At 40.6% G+C, this 1,338-nt stretch carries 2 protein-coding genes; both read right to left on the bottom strand.

From position 1 onward, the window contains the following. Positions 1 to 80: 80 nt before the first annotated feature. Positions 81 to 917 carry an IS3 family transposase gene (locus tag RUMCAL_RS12540; RefSeq protein WP_021683324.1) on the bottom strand — a complete coding sequence of 279 codons (837 nt, stop codon included), beginning with the start codon at positions 915 to 917 and terminating at the stop codon, positions 81 to 83. Continuing rightward, on the bottom strand, positions 914 to 1,338 hold a 425-nt coding region (locus tag RUMCAL_RS12535; RefSeq protein WP_021683323.1), incomplete at its 5' end, for a helix-turn-helix domain-containing protein. The genes RUMCAL_RS12540 and RUMCAL_RS12535, both read right to left, overlap by 4 nt.

The following is a 1,338-nucleotide window of genomic DNA, read 5'->3' as shown; positions in this document are numbered from 1 at the left end:
TGAACTGACCCCAAAAAGTTAGACAAAGATTCAAAAGAAAATCTATGCAAAGCGACTAAGAGGAATCTTGGTCGCTTTTGCTATGCAGCTTCCTGTCTGAAATCTATAGGAGATAGACCATTAAGCTTAAGCTTGATGCGTTTGTTGTTGTACCATTCTATGTATTCATGAAGCTCTTCAATGAAATGCTCGACAGAATGAAATTCCTGCAAATAGAGAAGCTCCGTTTTCAGCAAACTGAAAAAGTTCTCGGCACAGGCATTGTCAAGACAATTCCCCTTTCGGGACATGCTCTGTTTGACGCCTTTCTCTTTCAGCATTTTTTGATAGTGCTTATGCTGATACTGCCATCCTTGATCGGAATGAAGAATCAGATTTGTATTGTCCGGTATTTTTGAAAACGCTTTCTCAAGCATATCTGTTACCTGGTTCAAATTCGGATGACGGCTTAAATTGTATGAGATCACTTCGCCATTATATAAATCAATGATGGGTGACAGATACAGCTTAATTCCAAACAACGCAAATTCAGTAACGTCAGTTACCCACTTCTGATTTGGCTTATCTGCTTTGAAATCCCGTTCCAAAAGATTCGGTGCGATTCTGCCGACATCACCCTTGTATGAGTTGTACTTGTGCATACGAACACGGCAAAATATACCCATTTTACGCATCAGTTTCTGTACTGTCTTGTGATTGACAACAAACTTCTTCTTCAATTCTTTGGTGATTCTCCGATATCCATAACGACCTTTGCTTTCATCGTAAATGCGGCGTATTTCAGTTTTGATTTCAGCATATCGATCCGGCTTTGGATGATCAAATTGCTTACTGTAATAGTAGTAGGTACTGCGGGGAATATCAGCAATCTCAATGAGCAGCCCTATCTTATGTTCATGCCTCAGTTCCCATATCACTTGTGCTTTTTCTCTTGCCGTACCCTCTCGGCAACCAAGGCATTCAATTTTTTTAAGTACGCATTCTCCGCACGAAGGCGCTGTACTTCTGCAATCAGATCTTCTTCTACTTCTTTCTTGATTTTCGGAGACCGCCCTGTGGATTTCCTTCCTCTGCGTTCTACGTAAAGTCCCTCCGCTCCTTCCTCAAGATAGATTCGTTCCCAGGCTGTTACTCTACTATTCGGTATGTCAAATTGACGTGCAGTTTCACGATAGCTTAACTTTTCTCTGTGCATTGTTTCCACTACTTTGATTTTGAATTCCGGCGTGTATCTTTTGTTCGGCTGTCCTTTTGGCATAAAAATGCCCCCTTTCGTTAGACTTTTTAATTGGTATATTTCTATTATACCATATTGTCTAACAAAAGGGGAGCATTTCA

The sequence above is a fragment of the Ruminococcus callidus ATCC 27760 genome (assembly GCF_000468015.1).
GTDB classification, from domain to species: Bacteria; Bacillota; Clostridia; order Oscillospirales; family Ruminococcaceae; genus Ruminococcus_C; species Ruminococcus_C callidus.
This window is presented reverse-complemented; position numbering and strand designations above follow the sequence as displayed.